The sequence below is a fragment of the Arenimonas composti TR7-09 = DSM 18010 genome (assembly GCF_000426365.1).
Classification (GTDB): domain Bacteria; phylum Pseudomonadota; class Gammaproteobacteria; order Xanthomonadales; family Xanthomonadaceae; genus Arenimonas; species Arenimonas composti.
Genome location: NZ_AUFF01000002.1, coordinates 500124 through 523738 on the forward strand (window position 1 = coordinate 500124; position 23615 = coordinate 523738).

The 23615-nt window shown below is 71.5% G+C and carries 17 protein-coding genes and 1 pseudogene; 11 read left to right on the plus strand and 7 right to left on the minus strand.

The features are described from left to right. Positions 1 to 63: 63 nt before the first annotated feature. From K311_RS0106560 to K311_RS0106580, 5 genes are read right to left on the minus strand one after another with little or no spacing between them, the layout of a single operon-like run. Positions 64 to 1104: a phosphotransferase family protein gene (locus K311_RS0106560; RefSeq protein ID WP_043798073.1), complete on the minus strand. Its 1041-nt coding sequence runs from the start codon at positions 1102 to 1104 to the stop codon at positions 64 to 66. Then, positions 1101 to 1601: a hypothetical protein gene (locus K311_RS0106565; RefSeq protein ID WP_026816649.1), complete on the minus strand. Its 501-nt coding sequence runs from the start codon at positions 1599 to 1601 to the stop codon at positions 1101 to 1103. Before K311_RS0106565 ends, K311_RS0106560 begins: the two co-directional genes overlap by 4 nt. A gap of 7 nt (positions 1602 to 1608) precedes the next feature. Next, on the minus strand, positions 1609 to 2292 hold the full coding sequence (locus K311_RS0106570; protein ID WP_026816650.1) for a histidine phosphatase family protein: 684 nt from the start codon (positions 2290 to 2292) through the stop codon (positions 1609 to 1611). 4 nt (positions 2293 to 2296) lie between these two features. Then, entirely contained in the window at positions 2297 to 3118 is an 822-nt protein-coding gene (proC, locus tag K311_RS0106575; RefSeq protein ID WP_026816651.1) for a pyrroline-5-carboxylate reductase, read from the minus strand. Positions 3119 to 3127: 9 nt separating this feature from the next. Further along, positions 3128 to 3826 carry a YggS family pyridoxal phosphate-dependent enzyme gene (locus tag K311_RS0106580; protein WP_051239639.1) on the minus strand — a complete coding sequence of 233 codons (699 nt, stop codon included), beginning with the start codon at positions 3824 to 3826 and terminating at the stop codon, positions 3128 to 3130. Positions 3827 to 3912: 86 nt separating this feature from the next. On the opposite strand from K311_RS0106580, the pseudogene K311_RS18060 reads away from it, so the two are divergent. From K311_RS18060 to K311_RS0106605, 6 genes and pseudogenes are all read left to right on the plus strand, one after another. Continuing rightward, positions 3913 to 4917: pseudogene (locus K311_RS18060) on the plus strand (type IV pilus twitching motility protein PilT); the annotation flags it as partial. Positions 4918 to 4956: 39 nt separating this feature from the next. Beyond that, entirely contained in the window at positions 4957 to 6087 is a 1131-nt protein-coding gene (locus K311_RS0106585) for a PilT/PilU family type 4a pilus ATPase (RefSeq protein WP_026816653.1), read from the plus strand. 182 nt (positions 6088 to 6269) lie between these two features. Next, positions 6270 to 7112, plus strand: a complete 843-nt coding sequence (locus K311_RS15780) for a hypothetical protein (protein WP_051239641.1) — start codon at positions 6270 to 6272, stop codon at positions 7110 to 7112. Between the two features lie 66 nt (positions 7113 to 7178). Further along, positions 7179 to 7700, plus strand: coding sequence for a YqgE/AlgH family protein (locus tag K311_RS0106595; protein ID WP_051239679.1), 522 nt, complete (start codon positions 7179 to 7181; stop codon positions 7698 to 7700). After that, positions 7697 to 8155, plus strand: coding sequence for a Holliday junction resolvase RuvX (gene ruvX / locus K311_RS0106600; RefSeq protein WP_026816655.1), 459 nt, complete (start codon positions 7697 to 7699; stop codon positions 8153 to 8155). Before K311_RS0106595 ends, ruvX begins: the two co-directional genes overlap by 4 nt. After that, positions 8152 to 9105 carry an aspartate carbamoyltransferase catalytic subunit gene (locus tag K311_RS0106605; RefSeq protein WP_026816656.1) on the plus strand — a complete coding sequence of 318 codons (954 nt, stop codon included), beginning with the start codon at positions 8152 to 8154 and terminating at the stop codon, positions 9103 to 9105. Before ruvX ends, K311_RS0106605 begins: the two co-directional genes overlap by 4 nt. A 125-nt stretch (positions 9106 to 9230) precedes the next feature. Here the strand turns inward: K311_RS0106605 and K311_RS0106610 are convergent, their stop codons facing one another. Both K311_RS0106610 and gshB read right to left on the minus strand, forming a co-directional pair. After that, complete coding sequence (locus K311_RS0106610; protein ID WP_026816657.1) at positions 9231 to 10097, minus strand: TonB family protein; 867 nt, start codon at positions 10095 to 10097, stop codon at positions 9231 to 9233. A gap of 1 nt (position 10098) precedes the next feature. Continuing rightward, complete coding sequence (gshB, locus tag K311_RS0106615) at positions 10099 to 11055, minus strand: glutathione synthase (RefSeq protein ID WP_026816658.1); 957 nt, start codon at positions 11053 to 11055, stop codon at positions 10099 to 10101. A gap of 169 nt (positions 11056 to 11224) precedes the next feature. On the opposite strand from gshB, the gene pilG reads away from it, so the two are divergent. From pilG to K311_RS15785, 5 genes are all read left to right on the plus strand, one after another. Further along, entirely contained in the window at positions 11225 to 11626 is a 402-nt protein-coding gene (gene pilG, locus K311_RS0106620; RefSeq protein ID WP_154659471.1) for a twitching motility response regulator PilG, read from the plus strand. Positions 11627 to 11633: 7 nt separating this feature from the next. Further along, positions 11634 to 12191 carry a chemotaxis protein CheW gene (locus K311_RS0106625; RefSeq protein WP_051239643.1) on the plus strand — a complete coding sequence of 186 codons (558 nt, stop codon included), beginning with the start codon at positions 11634 to 11636 and terminating at the stop codon, positions 12189 to 12191. 53 nt (positions 12192 to 12244) lie between these two features. Continuing rightward, positions 12245 to 14287 (plus strand): methyl-accepting chemotaxis protein, encoded by a 2043-nt coding sequence (locus K311_RS0106630; RefSeq protein ID WP_026816661.1) that lies wholly within the window; start codon positions 12245 to 12247, stop codon positions 14285 to 14287. Positions 14288 to 14363: 76 nt separating this feature from the next. Next, positions 14364 to 21473 (plus strand): FimL-related protein, encoded by a 7110-nt coding sequence (locus tag K311_RS18750; protein WP_026816662.1) that lies wholly within the window; start codon positions 14364 to 14366, stop codon positions 21471 to 21473. Next, positions 21466 to 23613: a chemotaxis protein CheB gene (locus K311_RS15785; RefSeq protein WP_154659472.1), complete on the plus strand. Its 2148-nt coding sequence runs from the start codon at positions 21466 to 21468 to the stop codon at positions 23611 to 23613. Before K311_RS18750 ends, K311_RS15785 begins: the two co-directional genes overlap by 8 nt. Positions 23614 to 23615: the final 2 nt, after the last annotated feature.

Genomic DNA, 23615 nt, shown 5'->3' on the forward strand with positions numbered 1-23615 from the left:
TTTTCGGCTCCTGTCCGTTGTAGACCTGCCTTTGCCTTGTCGGTGCTCGTCAGTGGCAAGGATTCAATCCCCCAAGGCCTTGAGGCCCAGCGTCGCCAGCATCGCGGTCATGGCGCCGGCCTCGGCGGCGCGGGTGCTGGAGGCGTTGCCTTGCTGGGCGCGTCTGGCGACGCCCTGGGCGATCGCGGCGAGGCGGAAGAAGCTGAACGCGAGCACGAAGCCCCAGTCGGCGGGGATCGGCCGGCCGCTGAGTTCGGCGTAGCGCGCGAGCATCGCCGCCTCGTCGGGGATGCCGAGCGCCGCGCGGTCCATGCCGGCGAGGCCGGGCAGGGCCGGATTGCGCGGCAGCCGCAGCGCCATGCAGTAGTAGCCGAGGTCGGCCAGTGGGTGGCCGAGCGTCGACAGTTCCCAGTCGACGACGGCCAGCACCTGCGCCGAGTCCCGCGCGAACAGCAGGTTGTCGACGCGGAAGTCGCCGTGCACGAGCGCCACCGCACCGTCGTCGGCCGGGCAGCGCCGCGGCAGTTCGGCGATCAGCGTCTCCATCGCCGGGATCGGCTGCGTTTCGCTGGCGCGGTACTGGTCGCTCCAGCGCGCGAGCTGGCGGGCGAAGTAGTTGCCGGGTTTGCCGTAGTCGCCGAGGCCGAGCGCGGCCGGGTCCAGTGCGTGCAGCGCGGCGAGGGTGCGCAGCACCGCGTCGTGGATGTCGGCGCGGCGTTGCGGCGTGGCGTCGGGCAGGGACGGATCCCAGTGCACGACGCCGTCGACGTACGCCATCACATAGAACATCGCGCCGATCACCGCCGTGTCTTCGCAGAGCAGCAGCGGCCGCGCGACCGGCACCGGACCGCCGTGCAGGGCCTGCAGCACGCGGAACTCGCGGTCGACGGCATGCGCCGAGGGCAGCAGCCGGCCCGCCGGCTTGCGGCGCAGGACCCAGCGGCGGTCGCCGGCTTCGAGCAGGAAGGTCGGGTTGGACTGCCCGCCGGCGAACTTCCGCGCGCGCAGCGGCCCCTGGAAGCCCGCCAGGCGCGGCGCCAGCCAGGCGGCGAGGGGATCGAGCGGCAGCGTGGCCGGATCGACGACGGTGTTCGCGGTGGTCATGGGGTTCCTTTCCGAAGACGGCGTGTCCACAGCGCATGCAGCCCGATCCCGGCGAGGCCGACCGCGGCGCTGGCGAAGCAGCCCAGGTGCAAAATCTCCATCGACACCGCCGACAGCCAGGGATTGCCGGGCGCGAATGGCCACAGCGGTTCGCTGTCGGCATGCATGATCGCGTCGAGCACGACATGCGAATACGTTCCGGCGAAGGCGGCGAGGAACGACGCCGTCCAGGTGAACGGCGGATGCGGCACCCGCAGCCAGCGCAGCACCGGCAGGCTGAGCGGCCGTCCGGTCAGCGCCGCGACCAGGCCGATCGCGGTGGCGCCGACGAAGGAGTGCGTGCGCCCGTGCAGTATCGGCCAGTCGAGCAGGATGCCGAACAGGGGCTCCAGGTCCATCAGCACCTGGGCGCCGCCGAACACCATGAAACTGAAATGCCGCCCGCCGATCGCCTTGAACACCAGCCCGGGGCCGAGATGGACGGGAGTGAAGGGCACCGCCGGCTCAGTAGTACGTCCACAGCTCGCGCTCGCCGTGCAGGTGCGGCAACGCGTTCCAGCTGCCCAGGCGCAGGCGGCCGGCGTGCGGGTGGAATTCGCTCAGGGCGCTGTTGCGCAGTGCCAGGTTCAGTTCGACCGCGCGGTGGTCAGGCACGTCGAGGGCGATCTGCGCGAGCCGCGAGATCACCCCGCCCGAGGTCAGCACCAGCGCCTCGTCGCCGCCGGCCAGGGCCTGCAGGCGCTCGCCGGCGGCGTGCACGCGGGCGCCGAATCCGCCCCAGCTCTCCGGCAGTCCGGGCAATTCGTCGCGCGCCCAGGCCAGCAGCGCCGCCTGCAGCATCGCGCCGACGTCCTTGGGCTGGCCACTGGCGGCGCGGAGCGCGATCGGGTCGTCGGCATTGCGCTTCATCCAGGTCGAGAACACCGCCTGGTGGTCGAATTCGGCGAAGCCGGCGTCGTCGACCCACTCCGGCATAGCCAGCCCGGCGGCCACGAAGCCCTCGCGGACGGCCTCGGCGGTCTGCCGGTGCCGGCGCATGCCACCGACGACCACCGCGCGGAAGCGGTGGCCGCCGCGGGCGAGCCAGTCGCCGAGGCGGCGCGCCTGCAGCCAGCCGCGTTCGGAGAGATTGTCGTAGTCGGCGGCGCCGTAACTCGCCTGGCCGTGGCGTACCAGCAGCAGGCTCACCGGCTCAGCCCGCCGCGGCCAGTTCGCGGCCGCGGCGCACCGCAGCGGCGACGGCGGTCGCGACCAGTTCGTGGAAACCGCCGGCGGCGAAGGCCTCGAGCGCGGCCTGGGTCGTCCCGTTGGGCGAGGTGACGCGCTGGCGCAGGGTGGCGGCGTCCTCGCCGGATTCGCCGAGCATGCGGGCGGCGCCGACCAGGGTCTGCACCGCCAGCGCTTTCGCGGCCTCCGCCGGCAGGCCCTCGGCTTCGCCGGCCGCCTGCAGGGCCTCGGCGAGCAGGAACACATAGGCCGGGCCGCTGCCGGACACGGCGGTCACCGCGTCCATCAGCGCCTCGTCGGCGATCCACACGGTCAGGCCGGCGGCCTTCATCAGCGTTTCCGCGATCGCGCGCCGTTCGGCATCCACCGCCGGATTGGCGTACAGACCGGTGGCGCCGGCGCCGAGCAGGGCGGGCGTGTTCGGCATCGTCCGCACGACCGCCTGGGCACCGCCGAGCCAGCCATCGATGCGCGCACTCGGCATGCCGGCGGCGATCGACACGACCAGCGGCCGCTGGGTCTGCGCCAGGTCGGCCAGCGCGGTGCAGGCCTGGGCCATGACCTGCGGCTTCACCGCCAGCACCCAGACGTCGGCGCCGTCGGCGGCCGCGGGGCCGTCCGCGTACACGGCAACGCCGAAGTCGGCCGCGAGGGCGTAGCGCAGCGCCGGTACCGGCTCGGCGACGCGGATCTTCGTGGCGGGAAGGCCGGTGCGCACCAGGCCGCCGATCAGGCTGCGTGCCATGTTGCCGCCGCCGATGAAAGCGAGGGTCGGGAAGCTGTCCATGTGCCGATGTTAATCCGCGCGCGGCTTCGCCGGCCGCGCGCCGAACAGGGCGGTGCCGACGCGCACCATCGTCGCGCCTTCGGCGATCGCCAGCTCGAAGTCGTCGCTCATGCCCATCGACAGCGTGTCGATGCCGGGATGGCGGCGGGCGAGTTCGTCGAACAGCGCGCGCATCGCCCGGAACGCCGCCCGCCGGTGGCCGGGGTCGGGATGCGGCTCCGGGATCGCCATCAGCCCGCGCAGGCGCAGCCGCGGCTCGGCGGCGACGGCGTCGGCGAGCGCCGCGACCTCGGCGGGCGCGCAGCCGGACTTGCCGGTCTCGCCGTCGACGTTGACCTGCACCAGCACGTTCAGCGGCGGCCTCGTGGCGGCTCGGCCGGTGGCGAGCGCGCGCACGAGTTTCGGGCGGTCGACCGACTGCACCCAGTCGAAGAGTTCCGCCGCCTGCGCCGCCTTGTTCGACTGCAGGTGACCGATCAGGTGCCACGTCAGCCCGAGGTCGGCGAGCGCGCCGATCTTGCCCGCGGCTTCCTGCACGTAGTTCTCCGCGAATGCGGACTGGCCGCAGGCGGCGAGCGCACGCACCGCCGCCGCCGGCTGGGTCTTGGCGACGGCCAGCAGTTCCACCCCGCCTGGCCGTCCTGCCAGGATCGCAGCGTTTTCAAGGCGTTGCCGAATATCGCGGTGGCTTCGGTGGAGCGCTTCCATGGCTGGTATCGGCCTGACGGGTTGGCGCTATACTGCCCCGGGGACACGCGGTCGCCTATCCGTTACGTGCCGAGGGGAATCGCCAGATGGACATCGCCGAGCTGCTTGCGTTTTCGGTCAAGAACAAGGCCTCCGACCTGCATCTTTCCGCCGGCCTGCCGCCGATGATCCGGGTCGACGGTGACGTCCGTCGAATCAACATCCCGGCACTCGACCACAAGCAGGTGCATTCGCTGGTGTACGACATCATGTCGGACAAGCAGCGGCGCGATTACGAGGAATTCCTCGAGGTCGACTTCTCGTTCGAGATCCCGGGCCTGGCGCGCTTCCGCGTCAACGCCTTCAACCAGAACCGCGGCGCCGGCGCGGTCTTCCGTACGATTCCGAGCCAGATCCTGACGCTCGAGGAACTCGCGGCGCCGAAGATCTTCGCCGAGCTCTGCCAGCAGCCGCAGGGCCTCGTGCTGGTGACCGGACCGACCGGCTCGGGCAAGTCGACCACGCTGGCGGCGATGATCGACAGCATCAACAAGAACGAGTTCGGCCACATCCTCACGGTCGAGGACCCGATCGAATTCGTGCACACCTCGCAGAAGTGCCTGGTCAACCAGCGCGAGGTGCACCGCGACACCCACGGCTTCAACGAGGCGCTGCGTTCGGCCCTCCGCGAGGACCCGGACTACATCCTGGTCGGCGAGATGCGCGACCTCGAGACGATCCGCCTGGCGCTGACCGCCGCCGAGACCGGCCACCTGGTGTTCGCGACCCTGCACACCTCGTCGGCCGCCAAGACCATCGACCGCATCATCGACGTGTTCCCCGCCGGCGAGAAGCCGATGGTGCGCTCGATGCTGTCCGAGTCGCTGCGCGCGGTGATCTCGCAGTCGCTGCTGAAGAAGGTCGGTGGCGGCCGTGTCGCCGCCCACGAGATCATGGTCGCGACCGCCGCCATCCGTAACCTTATCCGCGAGGACAAGGTCGCGCAGATGTACTCGGCGATCCAGACCGGCCAGAACGTCGGCATGCAGACCCTCGACCAGTGCCTGCAGGACATGGTCAAGCGCGGCCTGGTCACGAAGCTGCAGGCGCGATTCGACTCGGCGGCCGCCCCAGAGGACCAGGAACCCAACATGAGCAGCATCGACTTCACCTCGTTCCTGAAGCTGATGGCCCACAAGAAGGCCTCGGACCTGTTCATCACGGCCGGCGTGCCGCCGAGCATGAAGGTGCACGGCAAGCTGTCGCCGATCACCCAGAACCCGCTGACCCCGCAGCAGTCGCGCGACCTGGTGCTGAACGTCATGAACCCCTCGCAGCGCGAGGAGTTCGAGAAGACCCACGAGTGCAACTTCGCGATCGGCGTCTCCGGCGTCGGCCGTTTCCGCGTGTCGTGCTTCTACCAGCGCAACCAGGTCGGCATGGTGCTGCGTCGCATCGAGACGCGCATCCCGACGGTCGAGGAGCTGAACCTGCCGGCGGTCATCAAGACGCTGGCGATGACCAAGCGCGGCATCATCCTGTTCGTCGGCGCCACCGGCACCGGCAAGTCGACCTCGCTGGCGGCGATGATCGGCTACCGCAACATGAACTCCTCGGGCCACATCATCACGATCGAGGACCCGATCGAATTCGTGCACAAGCACGAGGGCTGCATCATCACCCAGCGCGAGGTCGGCATCGACACCGACAGCTGGGAAGCGGCGCTGAAGAACACCCTACGCCAGGCGCCCGACGTGATCATGATCGGCGAGGTGCGTACCCGCGAGGGCATGGACCACGCGATCGCCTTCGCCGAAACCGGCCACCTGGTGCTGTGCACCCTGCATGCGAACAACGCCAACCAGGCGATGGACCGCATCATCAACTTCTTCCCGGAAGACCGCCGCAACCAGTTGCTGATGGATCTTTCGATGAACCTCAAGGGCGTGGTCGCCCAGCAGCTGATCCCGACCCCGGACGGCAAGTCGCGGCGGGTCGCGATGGAGATCCTGCTCGGCACGCCGCTGGTGCAGGACTACATCCGCGACGGCGAGATCCACAAGCTCAAGGACGTCATGAAGGAATCGACGAACCTGGGCATGAAGACCTTCGACCAGGCGCTGTTCGAGCTCTACCAGGCCGGCGAGATCAGCTACGAGGACGCGCTGCGCTTCGCCGACTCGGCCAACGAGGTGCGCCTGAAGATCAAGCTCGCCCAGGGCGGCGACGCCCGCACGCTCAGCCAGGGCCTCGACGGCGTCGAACTCTCCGAAGCCAAGTAGGAGCGCCTTCAGGCGCGATGCTCTTGATGTAGGAGCGCCTTCAGGCGCGATGCTCTTGATGTAGGAGCGCCTTCAGGCGCGATGCCCTACAACCAACCGAAGCAAAGCCGGGCCCCGCCCGGCTTCACTTTTTGTGGCCCCGTCCCGCCGCTACGGTATCCGCACCCTCCCGGAGCCGCCCGATGCCAACGCAGCGCCTGTTCGTCCTCGCCGTCGCCCTCGCTGTCGCCCTCACCCTGGCGACCCCGGTGGCGACCGCCAGTGACTCCGGGGACCGCGCCCGCCCGCTCGATCGCGTGAGCCTGTGGGCCGGCGCCCTGAATGCCCGCAGCGACACCCGCTTCGCCTTCAGTGCCGACAACGACACCTGGAGCGGCGAGGGCGACTTCGGCCTCGAGGACGACCTCGGCCTCGATCGCCGCGCCACCGTCGGCCACGGCCGCCTGGACGTGCTGGTGGGGCGGGCGAACGGCCTGTCGCTGGAGTACTTCGGTTACGCGCGCGACACCGCGCATCGCCTCGAGCGCCGCATCGAATGGGACGGCCAGGTGTTCGACACCACCGCCGACGTCTCGGGCGCGATCGAGTTCGGGTTCGCCAGCGCCGCCTGGCGCTGGTGGATGGGCGAGGGCGCCACCGTCTTCGGGCTCGGCCTCGGCGTGGCCCACTACCGGGTCGAGACCGCCTTCGACGGCGAGGCCACCGTCAACGGCGGCACCGCTTCCGCGAGCCTGCGTACCTCGGACGCGGCGATGGCGCCGCTGGCCTCGCTCGGCTGGCGGCATGCGTTTTCCGAGCGCTGGCGGGCCTATGCCGACCTGTCCGGCGTCACTCGCGACAGCGGCCCCTTGCAGGGGCATATCGTCGATGCGGGCGTGGGATTCGAGTGGTTCCCGACCCGGCACTGGGGACTGGCCCTCGAATACGGCGCCACCCATATCCGCCTCGACCGCGTGCGCGGCGAAGGGACGCTGCGCTTCGACCTCGACCTGCGCGGGCCCTCGCTTTTCCTGCGGGTGCGTTGAACGCCCGCGGGCTACAATTCCCGCGTGTCCAGCATCCTGTCCCTCGCCGACCACCTGCTGATCGCCATGCCGGCGCTGGACGATCCCAATTTCCATCGCACCGTCACCCTGATCTGCCAGCACGACGAGAGCGGCGCGATGGGTCTGGTGATCAACCGCGACGCCGACTGCACGGTCGGCGAACTGCTGAGCCAGCTGAAGATCGACGGTGGCGACCGCAACCTGCGCGAGACCGGAGTGATCGCCGGTGGGCCGGTGCAGCGCGACCGCGGCTTCGTGCTGCACGACGACCCGCGCAGCTGGCCGTCGACGCTGCGCTTCGGCGACGGTCTCGCGGTGACGACCTCGCGCGACATCCTCGACGCGCTCGCGCGCGGCGACGGCCCGGCGAACGTCCTGGTCACCCTCGGCTACGCCGGCTGGGAGGCGGGGCAACTCGAGGACGAACTGGCGCAGAACAGCTGGCTGACCGTGCCGGCCGAGCGCGCGATCCTGTTCCGCACGCCGCTGGCCGAGCGCTGGCACGCCGCGGCGCGCGTCCTCGGCATCGATCCGGACCAGCTCGCCGACTACGCCGGCCACGCATGAGCGCGCCGGTGACCCTGCTCGGCTTCGACGTCGGTGCACGACGCATCGGCGTCGCCGTCGGCAACACCGTTTCCGCCAGTGCCCGCGAACTCGGGGTGCTGGACGTCTTCGCCGCCGGCCCCGATTGGTCCCGGCTCGACCGCTGGGTGCGCGAATGGCGTCCCGACGCACTGATCGTCGGCGACCCGGTTGCGCCCGACGGTGGCGAACAGCCCGCGCGCGCCCGTGCCCGCGGCTTCGCCCGCGCGCTGCGATGCCGCTACGGCCTGCCGGTGCAGCAGGTCGACGAGGGGCGTAGCTCGGTCGAGGCCGCGCAGCGTTTCGCTGCCGGCCGCGCCGCCGGCGCCCGCCGTCGCCGCGATGCCGGACAGCTCGATGCGCTGGCCGCGGTCGTGATCCTCGAGCGCTGGCTGGCCGAACCCGACCCCGACTTCCCCTCCGGTACCGAGCCATGACCGCCGACCACTCCTTGGCCGCCGACGGCCGCCTGCGCCACCTGCTGAGCCTCGACGGCCTGCCCGCGCCGATCCTGACCGCCCTGCTGGAGCGCGCCGACGCGCTGCGCGGGCACGCCCGTGGCGGCACCGCGCTGCGCCGGAGCTTCGCCGGCCGCACCCTGTGCACGCTGTTCTTCGAAGCCTCCACCCGCACCCGCAGCAGCTTCCAGCTGGCGGCGACCCGGCTGGGCATGGACGTACTCGGCTTCGACGCTTCCACCTCGTCGACGAAGAAGGGCGAAACCGCGCTCGACACCCTGCGCACGCTCGAGGCCATGGGCGTCGACGTCTTCGTGATCCGCCATGCCGACGACGGCGCCGTCGCCGCGCTCGCCGCCGCCGCCGCCCCCGGAACCCGCGTGATCAATGCCGGCGATGGCCGCAATGCGCACCCGACCCAGGGCCTGCTCGACATGTTGACCCTGCGCCGCGCGAAGGGACCCGATTTCTCGCGGTTGACCGTGGTGATCGCCGGCGACGTGAAGCACTCGCGCGTCGCCCGCTCGGACCTGCACGCCCTGCGCGCGCTCGGCTGCGGCGAGATCCGCGTCTGCGGTCCGGCCAACCTGCTGCCCGGCCCCGACGTGCTGCAAGGCTGCCGGGTGTTCGCCGACTTCGACGAGGCCGTCGCCGGCGCCGACGCGGTGATGATGCTGCGCCTGCAGCGCGAACGCATGGAGGAAGGCCTGGTGCCGTCGCTCGAAGGCTATTTCCGCGACTACGGCCTCGACGCCCGCCGCCTCGCGCTGGCGAAACCCGACGCGATCGTGATGCACCCCGGCCCGATGAACCGCGGCGTCGAGATCGCCGGCGACGTCGCCGACGGGCCGCAGTCGCGGGTGCTCGAGCAGGTCGGGAACGGGGTGGCGGTGCGCATGGCCGTCATCGAGGCGCTGCTGGGGGACTGAGCACCCGGCGCTGGAAAGCAGGAACGAGGAACGAGGAACGAATCGCGCTGCGGCGCGGCGCGCTTTTGCGGGAGTGGACAGGGATCGCGGCTGAAGCCGCTCCTACGAGCCGCTCCTACGACGCGTTACTCGGAGGCTACCTGGCCGTTCGTATAGATGAACGTCCGCGTGATGTGCAGGATCTCGACGTTGTCGCCCGTGCGCGGCAGCGTCGGGAAGGGCTCGGCGAGCCGGACCGCGCGGATCGCGGCGCGGTCCAGGGCGGGGACGCCGCTCGGCGTGGTCACCACGACGTCTTCGACGCTGCCGTCGCGGCGCACCGACACGGTGATGATCGCGGCGCCGTTGAGGCCACGGCGCAGCGTGTCCTGCGGCAGGTTGAGGTTGCCGATGCGCTCGACGTGTTCGTCCCAGGCGCGCAGATAGGCCGCGTAGGCGTATTCGCGGGTGCTGCCGGTGATGAACTTGCGGTTCGGCCGGCGCGCGCGCTGTTCCTGCTTCCGCTCGATCTCGGCGGCGAGGCGGGCGATCTCCAGGTCCTGTTCCACCAGCTCGTCGCCGGGATTCAGCGGCAGCGGCGGGGTGTCGCGCAGGTCCTCCGGACGCGGCGCCCGCAGCGGGCTCTCGCCGGTGCTCGCCAGCAGGCGCGGCGTCGGTGCCGGTTCCGGCTGCGGCGCCTGGGCGCGCATTTCCTCCGGCGCGACGCCCGGGGAGGGCTTGGGCACCGGCGCCAGCTGCTCTTCGCGGGGTCGGCGCGCCTCGTCGTCGTTGCCACCGCCCTGGTTGTTGGCCTGGGCGAGGAAGTCGGCCTCGTCCGGGGCTTGCTCGCTGCGGGTCTCGGTCAGGATCACGTCGAGGGTCGGCACCACCGGCGCGGCCATGTCGCGCGCGAAGCCGATGCCGAGGATCAGCACCCCGAACAGCACCGCCGACAGGGTCAGGGTCGCCCCCAGGCGGTCGTCGGGGCGGATGCCGGGAGCCGCCGCGCTCATTTCACCCGGCGCCGCGCCGGCGGGCCTCGATCGCATCGAACAGCAGGCCGGCGATGTTCAGGCCGAACTGGGCGTCGAGTTCGCGCACGCAGGTCGGGCTGGTGACGTTGACCTCGGTCAGCCAGTCGCCGATCACGTCGAGGCCGACGAAGAGCATGCCGCGGCGCTTCAGCTCGGGACCGACCTGGGCGGCGATCCAGCGGTCGCGCTCGCTCAGCGGGCGGCCCTCGCCACGGCCGCCGGCGGCGAGGTTGCCGCGGAACTCGTCGCCCTGCGGGATGCGCGCCAGGCAGTAGGGCACCGGCTCGCCGTCGACCAGCAGGATGCGCTTGTCGCCGTCGCGGATTTCCGGGATCCAGCGCTGCGCCAGCGCCAGATGGCGGCCACCGCCGGTCAGCGTCTCCAGGATCACGTTGAGGTTGGGTTCGCCGGCGCGGACCCGGAAGATCGAGCGGCCGCCCATGCCGTCGAGCGGCTTGAGCACCGCCTCGCCGTGTTCGGCGACGAAGGCCTTCAGTTCGCCGGCATCGCGCGACACCCGGCTCGGCGGGCAGCACTGCGGGAAGAGCAGGGCGCCGAGCTTCTCGTTGATGTCGCGCAGGCCGGCGGGGTCGTTGACCACCATGACGCCGTCACGGCGGGCGAGGTCGAGGATGTGGGTGTCGTAGAGGTAGTCGGCGTCGAAGGGCGGGTCGGTGCGCACCAGCACCACGTCGACCTCGGCCAGCGGCCGCCGTGCGACCGGGCCCAGGCTGTACCAGCCGGCGGGGTCGTCGCGGACCTGCAGCGGCGCGACCCGCGCCATCGCCCGCGCGCCGTCGAGCGACAGCCCACCGGGCAGCACGTAGTGCAGGCGATGGCCGCGACGGCTGGCCTCGAGCAACATGGCGAAGCTCGTGTCCTTCCCGATCCTGATCTTCTCGATCGGGTCCATCACCACGGCCACGTCCAGAGCCATCGGCGCTCGCACTTCCATTCCTCGGGACGCCTAGCCTAGCAGGCGCTCGCCGCGAAACGTGCAGGCCGTGGTTTTCGGGTCATTCGGCTTGACACACTCAGCGCCGGCTGGGATATAAGCTAGCCATCTGCGGGGGCCCGGAGATGGACGCCGCGGCCAGGAACGAAACATGGGGACCACGATGGAAGACAACCACCTGGCCGGCTTGCGGGTCATGGTCATCGACGACTCGAAGACGATCCGGCGCACGGCCGAGACCCTGCTCAAGAAGGAGGGTTGCGAGGTGGTGACCGCGACGGACGGCTTCGAGGCGCTGGCCAAGATCGCCGACCACCAGCCGCAGATCGTCTTCGTCGACATCATGATGCCGCGCCTGGACGGCTATCAGACGTGCGCGCTGATCAAGAACAACCAGATGTTCAAGCAGACGCCGGTGATCATGCTGTCCTCGAAGGACGGCCTGTTCGACAAGGCGCGCGGCCGCATCGTCGGCTCGGAGCAGTACCTGACCAAGCCCTTCACCCGCGACGAACTGCTGTCCGCGATCCGCAAGTACGTCCCGGCCGGCTGAGGGCGCCATGAACCAGGCCATCGCCACCAAGCGCCGCACCGGACCGTTCGAGACGCTGCTGGACTACGAGGAGCGCTCGCTCGCCCACGTCGCCGGCCGTCCGGAGATGATCGAGGCGCCGGGCCACTGGCGCGGCGTCGGTTTCCGCCTCGGGCAGCGCCGGCTGGTCGCCTCGTTCGACGAGGTGGTCGAGATCCTGCCGCTGCCGGCGGTGACGCCGGTGCCGGGGGCGCAGCCGTGGATGCTCGGCGTCGCCAACGTCCGCGGCAACCTGGTGCCGGTGGTCGACCTCAAGCTCTTCCTCGAGGGCGAACGCACGATCGTCCACGAGGGCCAGCGCGTGCTGGTGGTCCGCCAGGCCGGCGGTAACGTCGCCGTGATCATCGACGAGCTGTTCGGCCAGCGCACCTTCAACGATTCCCACCGCGCCGGGGCCGAAGGCCTCGACGACGGCCGCTACGCCTATTTCGTGTCCCAGGCCTACCGCCTGGCCGAACATACCTGGGGGGTCTTCAGCATGACGCTGCTGACCCGTACGCCGGAATTCCGCCAGGCCACCACATGAGTGGCCAACGTGTTCCATTGCAGTTCTTCTCAATCAGGGGTTGAGGTCACGCCATGAGCACCAAGCGCTCGTTCACCGACAAATTGCCGACCTTCGGTATCGGCGTATGGGCGACCGTCCTCATCGTGTCGCTGGCGCTGTTCGGCGCCAACTTCCTCTACGCCGCCTACCTGGCGGACCGCGAGAACAACGCCCGCGCGCTCGCCGCCGAGATGCAGGTGCTCTCGCAGCGGCTCGCGAAGTTCACCCAGCAGGCGGTCGACGGCGAGGCCGAGGCCTTCACCGCGTTCAAGGACACCAAGTTGCGCATCGACCAGATCGTCGCGGCGCTGCAGACCGGCAGCACGACCGAGGACGTCGACGCCTACGCCGGCAGCGTGAACGCCCCGGCGGTCGCCGCCGCGCTGCAGAAGGTGGTCGACACCTGGCAGCCGATGGCCACCGCGGCCGACCGCATCGCCGCCGCCGAGGAGCAGGTGCTCAATCTCGCCGACACGGCCAACCAGTTCACCGCCCGCGTGCCGCGCCTGGCCTTCCAGCTCGACGAGGTGGTGCGCGCGCTGTCCGACTCCAACGCCCCGGCCTCGCAGATCTCGCTGGCCAACCGCCAGATCGTGCTCGCCGACCGCATGTCGCGCCGCGTGACGGAAATCGTCGCCGGCGGCGAGAACACGGTGTCGGCGGCGGACGCGCTCTCGCGCGACGCCACGGTGTTCGCGAACGTGCTGGCGGACTTCCGCCAGGGCGACTCGGAGAGCAACGTCGCCCGCATCACCTCGCCGGCGGGTGTCGCCGCGCTGACCGCGGTCGAGCAGCTGTACGCCGAGGCCCAGGGCGACCTCGACGTCGTGCTCGGCGCCTCCGCCGACCTGGCCGAGGTGCAGCAGGCGCAGAACGAGATCTCGATGCAGTCCGACGTGCTGCTGCAGGGCGCCGAGGACCTGTTCGACAGCTTCGACAACATCAACACCGAACGCGGCTTCCCGAACGTCTACTGGGCCTTCGTCGGCGGCGCCGGCGCGCTGCTCGCGCTGCTCGGCCTGCTGCTCACGATCTTCCGCGACCAGCGTCGCCGCCTCAGCAGCACGCAGGAACTGAACCAGCGCAACCAGGAGGCGATTCTGCGCCTGCTGGACGAAATGGGCTCGCTCGCCGAAGGCGACCTGACGGTCAAGGCGACGGTCACCGAGGACATCACCGGCGCGATCGCGGACTCGATCAACTTCGCGGTCGAAGCGCTGCGATCCCTGGTGTCGACGATCAACGAGACCGCGGTGCAGGTCGCCGCGGCGGCCCAGGAAACCCAGGCCACCGCGATGCACCTGGCGGAAGCCGCGGAACACCAGGCGCAGCAGATCACCAGCGCCTCGGCGCAGATCAACGAGATCGCGAGCTCGATCGACGAGGTGTCGAAGAACTCCGCCGAATCCGCGGACGTCGCCATGCGCTCGGTGCAGATCGCCGCGAAGGGCGCCGAGGTCGTGCGCCAGACGATCCAGGGCATGGACAACATCCGTGACCAGATCCAGGAGACCTCGAAGCGAATCAAGCGCCTCGGTGAGAGCTCGCAGGAAATCGGCTCGATCGTCGAACTCATCAACGACATCTCGGAACAGACGAACATCCTCGCGCTGAACGCCGCGATCCAGGCGGCCTCGGCGGGTGAGGCGGGCCGCGGCTTCGCGGTCGTCGCGGACGAAGTGCAGCGACTCGCGGAACGCGCGTCCAACGCGACGAAGCGAATCGAGGCGCTGGTGCAGACGATTCAGTCCGACACCAACGAAGCGGTCAGCTCGATGGAGCAGACGACCGCCGAGGTGGTCGCCGGTGCCCGCCTGGCCGAGGACGCGGGTCTGGCCCTGGGCGAGATCGAAAAGGTGTCGAACGACCTCGCGGACCTCATCCAGAACATCTCGCAGGCGGCGCGCCAGCAGTCCACCGCGGCGACCAACATCACGGCGACGATGAGCGTGATTCAGGAGATCACGACGCAGACCTCGCAGGGCGCCAACCAGACGGCCGAGTCGATCGGCAACCTGGCCCAGCTCGCCGCCGACCTGCGCCGTTCGGTCGCGGACTTCAAGCTGCCGGACTGATCCCCCGGATCCGGCCGCCCCTGAACCCACGGTCAGGACGTCCCTCCCGGCGTCCTGACCCTGCAAGGACCTCGCGATGAGGCTGCACGAGAATATCGATTTCACCACCCTCACCTGGGTCAAGCCGGAGCTCGACGAGACGCTCCGGCAGGCGCGGCAAGCGCTCGAGGCCTACGTCGAGGACGGCGAGGACCCCGGCCAGCTGCGGTCCTGCGCCACCTATCTGCACCAGGTGTCCGGCACCCTGCGGATGGTCGAGCTGTACGGCGCGGCGATGGTCGCCGAGGAAATGGAGCAGCTCGCGCGCGCCCTCGTCGAGGGCCAGGTCGCCGAGCGCGACAGCGGTTACGCCGCGCTGATGCGCGGCATCGTGCAGCTGCCCGACTATCTGGAGCGTTTGCAGAGCGGCCACCGCGACATTCCGATCGTGCTGCTGCCGCTGCTCAACGAACTGCGCGAGCCGCGCGGCGAGAAGGGACTGTCGGAGGCGGTGCTGTTCTCGCCGGACCTGTCGCGGCCGCTGCCGGCCAGTGCCGCCGGCCCGAAGGCGAGCCTGCCGCCGGAAGAGGTCAAGCGCCGCGCCGAGATGCTGCGCAGCCTGTTCCAGTCGGCCCTGCTGCGCTGGCTGAAGGACGACGACAGCGCCGCCACCGTGCGCGACCTGACCGACGTCTGCGAACAGCTGGTGCCGATCACCGATTCCGAGCACGCCCGCCGCCTGTTCTGGGTCGCCGCCGGCACCCTGGACGCGCTGGCCAAGCACGCCTTCGAGCCGGACAAGTCGCTGAAGCAGGCGATCGCCAAGCTCGAGCGCGAGATCAAGCGCCTCGCCGAGGGCGGTGACGCCGCGTTCCGCAGCGACCCGCCGCTGGAACTGACCCGGCAGTTGCTCTACTTCGTCGCGCACGCCCCGACCGAGGGCGGCCGCATCGGCGAGATCCGCCAGGTGTTCGGCCTCGGCGAATACCTGCCGAGCGAGCAGGAACTCGCGCACGCCCGCGGCAGCCTCAGCGGCCGCAACCGCGCACTGCTGTCGACGGTCGCCGCGGCGATCAAGGAAGACCTGCTGCGGGTCAAGGACGCCCTCGACCTGCACATGCGCACCCCCGACGCGCCCTCGCTGGCGCTGTCCGACCAGGTCGAGGCGCTCGACCGCGTCGCCGACACCCTCGGCATGCTCGGCCTCGGCGTGCCGCGCCGGGTCGTGCAGGACCAGCGCAGCGCGATCCAGGCGATCGTCGGTGGCCAGCGCGCGGCCGATGAGTCGAACCTGCTCGACATCGCCGGCGCCCTGCTCTACGTCGAAGCCTCGCTCGACGACCAGGTCGCCCGCCTCGGTGAGGCCGATGCCCCGGCGCCGGCTGGCGAGGCCGCGGCGCCGGCGCCGGACGGGTCGATGCTGCCCGGCAGCGAGGCCCGCAAGGTCCTCGAGGTGCTGGTCAAGGAGGCGATCGGCAACTTCGCCCAGGCCCGCCAGTGTTTCGTCGCCTTCGTCGAGACGCACTGGGACCACGCTCAGCTCGCGGACGTGCCGCGCCTGCTCGAGGAAGTCGCCGGCGCCCTGCGCATCCTCGAACTCGAGGATGCGCCGAGATACCTCGCGGCGATCCGCCGTTTCTCCGAGATCGAGCTCGTCCGCCGCCAGCGCGTGCCGAACGGGCAGCAGATGGACCGCCTCGCCGACGTGCTCGCCGGCCTCGAGTACTACCTCGAGGCGCTGCGCGACCGCCGCCCGAAGCGCGACCAGATCCTCGACACCGTCCGCCAGAACCTGGAAGCACTCGGCTACTGGCCGCTGCCCGCCGAGGATCTCGAGGCGATGGCGCCGGCCCAGAAGGTGAGCGCGCCGGCGCCGGCACCGGCCGCGCCGCCGCCGGTGGCTGACATCGCGCCGGGCCCGATGCCCGAACCGGCACCGGCACCCACGCCGGAGCCTGCTCCGGAGCCGTTCACGGCCGCCGAACCTGCGCCGGAACCGGCGCCCGCTGCAGCCGCGCCTGCAACCGCCCCCGCGCCGGCCCCGGCCCCCGCGGAAGCGCCGTTCGTCCCCGTCTTCCAGATCGAGCCGCTGGCACCGCCGGCGGCGCCGGTCGAAACCGCCACGGCCGTGCCCGAGGCGGCGCCCGAGGTCCCGCTCGAGCTCCCGACCGAACCCGAGGTCGCGGAAGCGCCTGCGGCGGTCGAGACGGCGCCGGAACCGGCCGTCGAAGAGCGCGGCGTCGAAGCGCCCGCGCCCGCCGCGGCCGCGGCGTTCCCGGTCGTCGGCGGTTTCGACGGCTCGAGCGATGAGATCGACGACGAGATCCGCGAGGTCTTCCTCGAGGAGTTCCAGGAAGAGATCGCCAACCTCGAGCAGCTGCTGCCGACCTGGCGCAGCCAGCCGGACAACGTCGAGCAGCTGCGGCCGATCCGCCGCGTGTTCCACACGCTGAAGGGCAGCGGCCGCCTGGTCGGCGCCAGGACCCTCGGTGAGTTCAGCTGGAAGATCGAGAGCATGCTCAACCGCGTGCTCGACGGCACCCGCCCGGCCAGCCCGGCGGTCGTCGCCCTCGTGCAGCGCGCCTACGACACCCTGCCGCTGCTGCGCGATGCGCTCGGCGGCGCCACCGTGCACGCCGACCTGGCCGGGATCGAGGCGATCGCCGACCGCGTCGCCGCCGGCGAGGACGCCTTCTACAGCGAACCCGCCGCCGCGCCCTTCGCGGTCGAAGCAGCGCCGGCGCCGGAACCGGTCGTCGAGGCCGCAGCCGCGGCGCCGGTCGCCGACATAGCGCCGCCTGCGCCCGAGCCCGAGCCGGTGGTGGAAGCGACCCGGGAAACGGAGTCCGCGCCGGCGCCGGCCGCCGAGACCCCGGCCGGAGACATCGCCGAGGCCGGCTTCGTCATCGATCCGGTGCTGTTCGAGATCCTGAAGCCGGAAGTCGCCGGCCATCTCGAGACCGTCGACGCCTGGCTCGCCGCCTGCGCGGCGGGCGGACCGCAGCCGATCAGCGATCCGCTGCTGCGCTCGGTGCACACGATGAACGGCGCGTTCGCGATGACCGAGGTGACCGCGCTCACCGAGGTCACCGCGCCGCTCGAAGGCTTCATGAAGCGTTCGCTGGCCAACCAGCGCACGCCGGACGTCGACGGCGTGCAGCTGGTCGCCGAGTCCGCCGCCGCGATCCGCGCGGTGATCGCCGCGCTCGAGGATCCGCGCCGCGGCCTGCCGGACTACTCCGAACTCGCCGGCCGTGCCGAACGCGCGCGCGACAGCCTGCCCGAAGCCGCCGGCTCGCTGGCGATGCCGACGCCCGACGAGATCACCGAGGTCCTGCCGACCCCGGTGCCGATGCCGCCGCCGGATACGTCCGAACTGCCGGTCTTCGATACCGCCACCGCCGACGACGAAGCGCCCGCGGAGATGCCGACGGAGGCGCAGGAGCGCATTTCTCTCGACGCCTTCCTGGTCGATGCGATTCCGTCCGACGCCGCGGCCTTCACCGTCGTCGAAGCCGCGGATGAGCACGCGCCGGCGCTGTCGCTGAGCGACGGCTACGACCCGGTTGCCGAGGCGATCGCTGCGGAAGCCGCTGCTGCCGAAGCCGCCGCCGCCGAAGTCGCTGCCGCCGAGGCTGCTGCTGCCGAAGCCGCCGCTGCCGCCGAGGCTGCCGCTGCCGCCGAAGCCGCCGCTGCCGAAGCCGCCGCTGCCGAAGCCGCTGCCGCCGAGGCCGCCGCCGCTGCCGCCGCTGCCGCCGAAGCCGCTGCCGCCGAAGCCGCTGCCGCCGAAGCCGCCGCCGCCGCCGCCGAAGCCGCCGAAGCCGCCGCCGCCGCCGAAGCCGAAGCCGCCGCCGCCGAAGCCGCCGCCGCCGAAGCCGCTGCCGCCGAAGCCGCCGCCGCCGAAGCCGCCGCCGCCGAGGCTGCCGCCGCCGAAGCCGCCGCCGCCGAGTTCGAGGCCGCGCTGCTGAGCGAGATGGGTGCGGTCGAGCCGACGCCGGCCGAGGCCCAGGAAACGCCGACCGAGGCCAGCGGCCTCGAGGGCTTCGGCGATCTCACTCTCGAGGAACTCGAGGCGCTCACCGCGCCCGATCTCCCGGCCACGACACCGACCGAATCGCTGGACGAGCCGCTCGACCTGGGCGACGCGGACGTCACCTCCGACGAGCCGACTGCCGCGGCGGCGCCTGCCGAAGACGCCTCCATCGAGGACATGCTGGCCGGTACGCCGGACCTCGAAACGCCGGTCGAGGCCCTCGCCGAAGAACCGCTGTCGCTGGACGACGCCGAGACCGCGGCCGAGCCGATCCCCGACGCCGATGCCGTCGAGGCGGTGCCGGTGGTCGATGCCGATACGGCCGCTGGCGAGGTCGAGGTTGCCGGTCCGGCCGCCGAGTCCGTCACCGACGCCGAGGACGTCGATCTGTCGGCGATGTTCGCGGTCGACGAGGCGGCGCAGGAGGACTTCGCCGCCGAGGCGGCCGCCGATGCGCAGGCCGACGCGGAAGTCGAAGCCGCCACGGAAGCCGAAGCCGCCGCGGAAGCCGAAGCCGCCGCCGAGCCCGAATTCGCCGCGGCCGAACCCGCCGCCGAAGAACCGGCCGCCGACGAAACCGTTCCGGGAGAACCGGTCACTGAGGGAACCGTTGCTGAGGAACCCGTCGCCGCCGCCGCCGCGGAAGTCGACGCCGACGCCGAGGACGCCACCGTCAACGTGCCGGTCGCCGTCGACCCGCCGGATCCGGACGAGGCGCTGGACACCAGCGACCTGGACGTCGATCTGCTCGACATCTTCCTCGAGGAATCGGCCGACCTGCTCGACCACTCGGACGGCCTGCTGGCGCGGCTGCGCGATGCCGACGGCGACCGCGAGATCGTGGTCGGCCTGCAGCGTGACCTGCACACGCTGAAGGGCGGTGCGCGCATGGCCGGCATCTTCGCGGTCGGCGAACTCGGCCACGCGATGGAATCGCTGCTCGAGGCCGTCGCCGAGGGACGCCGCCAGTTCGACCAGGCCGGCCTGGTCGTGCTCGAACGCGCCTTCGACCGCCTGCACGGCATGGTCACCCGCGTCGGCGAGCGCAAGGCGCTCGCACTGCCGGCGAACCTGATCGCGCAGATCGACGCGCTCGCCAAGGGCAAGCCGCTGGAAGTCGCCCCGGCGCCGGCCGCGGAAGGCGCGAAGCCGGCCGAGGCGCCGCGCGCGGCACCCGCCGAAACCGCGCTCGATCGGCAGGCCGCCGCCGCGGAGGAAGCCGCGGTCGCGCGTCCGGTCGCCCCGCGCGGACCGGCCGCCGGCGCTGCTACCGGCCCGATGGCGCCGCTGTCGGCGCCGATCGAGGGCCTGGGCGAGGAGGGCGATGCCGCCGGTGTCGCGGCGCCGCAGGAGCAGGTGCGCATCCGCGCCGACCTGCTCGACCGCCTCGTCAACTACGCCGGCGAGGTCGCGATCTACCGCGCCCGTCTGGAACAGCAGCTCGGTGCCTTCCGCGCCAACCTCGGCGAGCTCGGGCAGACGACGACGCGACTGCGCGAGCAGCTGCGCAAGCTCGACATCGAGACCGAGGCGCAGATCGTCGCCCGCTACCAGCGCGAAGGCGACGAGGCGGCGGAAGAGTTCGATCCGCTCGAGCTCGACCGCTTCACGACCCAGCAGCAGCTGTCGCGCTCGCTGGCGGAGTCCGCGGCCGACCTGACCAGCCTGCAGCAGTCGCTCGACGACCTCGTGCGCCAGTACGAAACCCTGCTGCTGCAGCAGTCGCGCGTCAGCTCGGACCTGCAGGAAGGCCTGATGCGCACGCGCATGGTGCCCTTCGACGCGCTGGTACCGCGCCTGCGCCGCGTGCTGCGCCAGGCCGGCAGCGAAACCGGCAAGCAGGTCAACCTGAAGGTCGACGGCGCCAGCGGTGAAATGGACCGCAACGTGCTCGACCGCATGACCGCGCCGCTGGAGCACATGCTGCGCAATGCGGTCGCCCACGGCCTCGAGGCGCCCGCCGATCGCCGCAAGGCGAAGAAGGGCGAAGAGGGTACCGTCCGCATCCAGGTGCTGCGTGAGGGCTCGGAAGTCGTGCTGCGCGTCAGCGACGACGGCCGTGGCCTCGACCGCGACGCGATCCTGAAGAAGGCGATCGAGCGCGGCCTGACCAAGGCCGATGCCGAACTGTCCGACCAGGCCATCTACGCGTTCATCCTCGAGTCCGGCTTCTCGACCGCCGCGTCGGTCAGCCGCCTCGCCGGCCGCGGCGTCGGCATGGACGTGGTCTACAGCGAGATCCGCCAGCTCGGCGGTTCGCTGACGATCGACTCGCAGCCCGGCAAGGGCAGCACCTTCACGATCCGCCTGCCGTTCACCCTCGCGGTCACCCAGGCGGTGTTCGTGAAGATCGGCGAGACCAGCTACGCGGTGCCGATCGCCTCGGTGCAGGGCGTCGGCCGCATCTCCCGCGACGAGCTCGACAAGCAGCTCGCCTCGGAGTCGCCGAGCTTCGTCTACGCCGGCGAGAGCTATGCGATCCACGACCTCGGCAAGCTGATCGGGCATGCGCCGGCGAAGGCGCAGGACAGCCTGCAGATGCCGCTGCTGCTGGCCCGCTCCGGTGACCTGCGCGCGGCGATCTGCATCGACCAGGTGCTCGGCAGCCGCGAAATCGTCGTCAAGCCGGTCGGCCCGCAGGTGAACTCGATCCCCGGCATCTTCGGCGCCACGATCATGGGCGACGGCCGCGTCGTCGTGATCCTCGACGTCGCGCCGCTGGTGCGCCGTCAGGCCGTGCTCGACCGTGCCGCCGAGGCCGCGCCGCCGGCGCCGCAGGCGGTCGCGCAGCGGGTGCCGGTGGTGATGGTGGTCGACGACTCGATCACGATGCGCAAGGTCACCGGCCGCGTGCTCGAGCGCCACAACATGGAAGTGATCACCGCGAAGGACGGCGTCGACGCGATCGAGAAGATGGCCGAACGCGTGCCCGACCTGATGCTGCTCGACATCGAGATGCCGCGCATGGACGGCTACGAGCTGGCGCAGAACATGAAGTCCGATCCGCGCCTGAAGGACGTGCCGATCATCATGATCACCTCGCGTACCGGCGAGAAGCACCGCCAGCGCGCCTTCGACATCGGCGTCAACCGCTACCTCGGCAAGCCCTACCAGGAAGTGGAACTGATGCGGAACGTGTTCGAGATGCTCGGCCTGGAGCCCGCCCATGCCTGAGGCCGTGCGCGTCGCCCTGCTGGCCCGCCCCGGCGATGCCCGCGACCAGCTGCGGCGTGCGCTCGCCGACGCCGGTGCCGAACTGGTCGCCGAGGGCGATCCGGCCGAGCTCGATCCGGGAGCCGTCGCCGGCGGCCAGCCCGGCATCGTCGTCGTCAGCCTGGAGCCGGCGATCGAGGAAGCGCTCGAGCGCTTCGACGAGCTGCTGCATGCCGACGCGATCGAAGTGATCTACGACGACGCCGAGGTCACCCGCCAGCTCGACGGCTGGGACCTCGCGCGCTGGGCCCGCCACCTCGCCGCCAAGCTGACCGGCGCGACCGAAGTGCTGCCGCCGGCGCCGGAAGGGCAGGAACTGCACGTTCCCGTCGCCGCGCCCGCCGACGCCGACGATGCGCCGGCCCTGGAACTGCCGGAAGTCGATCCGGCGGCGATCCAGCCCGGGGCGCCGCCGACGCCGGCGCAGGAGATGGACGCCGAGAAGCTCGAGGACTACGCCGCCGAATCGCTGGAACTGTCCGACTGGGTCCCGAGCAATCCCTCGCTCGCCGCCGAACCGGTCGAGGCGCCGCTCGCCGAGGCGAATGCCGCGGCCGGCGAAGAACCGTCCCTGGAACTCGACCTCGACCTCGACCTCGCCGGCCTCGAGCAGGCACTGACCGCCGGCGCCGATGCCGCGGCGCCGACCCTGGCCAGCGCGCTCGAAGCCTCCGGCATCGACGTGCCGCAGCAGCTCGACGCCGACGAGGTGCCGCTGCATCTCGAGGACACCGCGGCCGGCGCGCCCGCGAGCGCCGAGGCCCCGACCGCCGAGGTCCCGCTGGGCTTGGAGGACGCTGACGCCCCGCTCGAACTGGAGGCTGCCGACGCACCGCTCGACTTCGACGGCGGCGACGCCCCGCTGGATCTCGAGGCCGACGACACGCCACTGGACTTCGACGCCGGCGACGTGCCGCTGGACTTCGACCCCGCCGGAGAGGCGCCACTGGACCTGGAGACCAGCGACGAGGCACCGCTGGACTTCGCTTCCGCCGACGAGCCGATGGCCTTCGACGGCATGGAAGACACGCCGCTCGATTTCACCGCCGACGCCGCCGAGAGCGAAGGACCGGCCGCCGATGGCGATCTCGACCTCGATCTCGACTCCGGCGTCGACGTGCCGGTCGCCGCCGGCGACGACGCACCGCTGCCCGAGCTCGAGATCGGCGACGGTCCGGTGCGTTTCTCGACCTTCACCGAAGATGAGCAAGGGGCCCCGGCCGAGCCGGCGATGGACGACGACGTCGCCGCACTGGCCGCCCAGCTCGAGGCCTTCGAAGCCAACGACACCCGCGAAATGCCGCGGGAGCCGGACTTCGCCAACATCGCGCTCGACCCGTCGCCGACTCCGGCGGCCGCCGCGGGTCCTGGTCGGGGTGCGCCTGCCGCGCCGGCCGCGCCCGCCGCCGGTGGCAGCCTGTTCGACAACCTCGAGCTGGTGCCGATGGATGCCGACCTCGGCAAGGTCACCGCCGCCGACGCCAACACCCCGCCGGCGCCGTCGCTGGCCGCTGTCGCCGAAAAGCGCACGGTGCTGAACCTCGCCGGCGAGAACGAAACCCGCAATGTGCAGGCGGTGTCGGGCGCGCTGTTCGTGGTCGCCGGCCTCGGCGGTCCGGACGGCGTGCGCCAGCTGCTCGCGGCGCTGCCGCCGACGCTGCCGGTGCCGGTGCTGCTGTACCAGCATCTCGATACCGGCAAGCACGAGCGCCTGGTCACCCAGCTGTCGAAGGCCAGCAAGCTGCCGCTCGACCTCGCGGTCGCCGGCAAGATGGCGTTCCCGGGCCGCGTCGCGGTGCTGCAGCCCGGCATCGGCATCAGCGTGCGCGGCGAGCACGTCGAGTTCACCGAAGGCTCCGAGGGGCTCGCCGCGGTGGTCGCCGCGCTGCCGGCGGCCGACAGCGCGGTGCTGGTGCTCAGCGGTGCCGATCCGGCGGTGATGCCGGCGGCGCTGGCCCTGGGCGCCGCCGGTGGCCTGCTGTTGGCACAGGACCCGGAAACCTGTTTCGACCCGGTCGCGCCGCAGGCGGCCATCGCTGCCGGCGGCAGCACCGGTGCGATCGCCGAACTGGCGCGCCGGATCATCGAACGCTGGAGCTGAGG

What these genes read in the sequence shown, in the direction of transcription:
- K311_RS18750 (WP_026816662.1), top strand. Translation starts at nt 14,364, where the DNA reads ATGAGGCTGCACGAGAATATCGATTTCACCACCCTCACCTGGGTCAAG.
- K311_RS0106610 (WP_026816657.1), bottom strand. Translation starts at nt 10,097, where the DNA reads ATGAGCGCGGCGGCTCCCGGCATCCGCCCCGACGACCGCCTGGGGGCG.
- K311_RS15780 (WP_051239641.1), top strand. Translation starts at nt 6,270, where the DNA reads ATGCCAACGCAGCGCCTGTTCGTCCTCGCCGTCGCCCTCGCTGTCGCC.
- proC (WP_026816651.1), bottom strand. Translation starts at nt 3,118, where the DNA reads ATGGACAGCTTCCCGACCCTCGCTTTCATCGGCGGCGGCAACATGGCA.
- ruvX (WP_026816655.1), top strand. Translation starts at nt 7,697, where the DNA reads ATGAGCGCGCCGGTGACCCTGCTCGGCTTCGACGTCGGTGCACGACGC.
- K311_RS0106580 (WP_051239639.1), bottom strand. Translation starts at nt 3,826, where the DNA reads ATGGAAGCGCTCCACCGAAGCCACCGCGATATTCGGCAACGCCTTGAA.
- gshB (WP_026816658.1), bottom strand. Translation starts at nt 11,055, where the DNA reads ATGGCTCTGGACGTGGCCGTGGTGATGGACCCGATCGAGAAGATCAGG.
- K311_RS15785 (WP_154659472.1), top strand. Translation starts at nt 21,466, where the DNA reads ATGCCTGAGGCCGTGCGCGTCGCCCTGCTGGCCCGCCCCGGCGATGCC.
- K311_RS0106585 (WP_026816653.1), top strand. Translation starts at nt 4,957, where the DNA reads ATGAGCAGCATCGACTTCACCTCGTTCCTGAAGCTGATGGCCCACAAG.
- K311_RS0106560 (WP_043798073.1), bottom strand. Translation starts at nt 1,104, where the DNA reads ATGACCACCGCGAACACCGTCGTCGATCCGGCCACGCTGCCGCTCGAT.
- K311_RS0106630 (WP_026816661.1), top strand. Translation starts at nt 12,245, where the DNA reads ATGAGCACCAAGCGCTCGTTCACCGACAAATTGCCGACCTTCGGTATC.
- K311_RS0106605 (WP_026816656.1), top strand. Translation starts at nt 8,152, where the DNA reads ATGACCGCCGACCACTCCTTGGCCGCCGACGGCCGCCTGCGCCACCTG.
- pilG (WP_154659471.1), top strand. Translation starts at nt 11,225, where the DNA reads ATGGGGACCACGATGGAAGACAACCACCTGGCCGGCTTGCGGGTCATG.
- K311_RS0106625 (WP_051239643.1), top strand. Translation starts at nt 11,634, where the DNA reads ATGAACCAGGCCATCGCCACCAAGCGCCGCACCGGACCGTTCGAGACG.
- K311_RS0106595 (WP_051239679.1), top strand. Translation starts at nt 7,179, where the DNA reads ATGCCGGCGCTGGACGATCCCAATTTCCATCGCACCGTCACCCTGATC.